Raw genomic sequence first — 212 nt, forward strand, 5'->3', positions numbered from 1 at the left:
CGATATAACTATAAAGATTTGCTGCGGTCGTGGCGGAATTGGTAGACGCACCAGATTTAGGTTCTGGCGCCGAGAGGTGTGAGAGTTCAAGTCTCTCCGACCGCACCATTATTTAGATATCTTAATTGATATCCTGTTGGGCTATCGCCAAGCGGTAAGGCACTGGCTTTTGATGCCAGCATTCCCTGGTTCGAATCCAGGTAGCCCAGCCA

The 212-nt window shown here is 49.5% G+C and carries 2 tRNA genes; both read left to right on the plus strand.

What is annotated here, in order from left to right:
- Positions 1 to 23 precede the first annotated feature (23 nt).
- A tRNA-Leu gene (locus H5300_RS27670) sits at positions 24 to 108 on the plus strand.
- 29 nt (positions 109 to 137) lie between these two features.
- Positions 138 to 212, plus strand: a tRNA-Gln gene (locus tag H5300_RS27675).

This window comes from Vibrio sp. SG41-7, assembly GCF_014164465.1.
GTDB classification, from domain to species: Bacteria; Pseudomonadota; Gammaproteobacteria; order Enterobacterales; family Vibrionaceae; genus Vibrio; species Vibrio splendidus.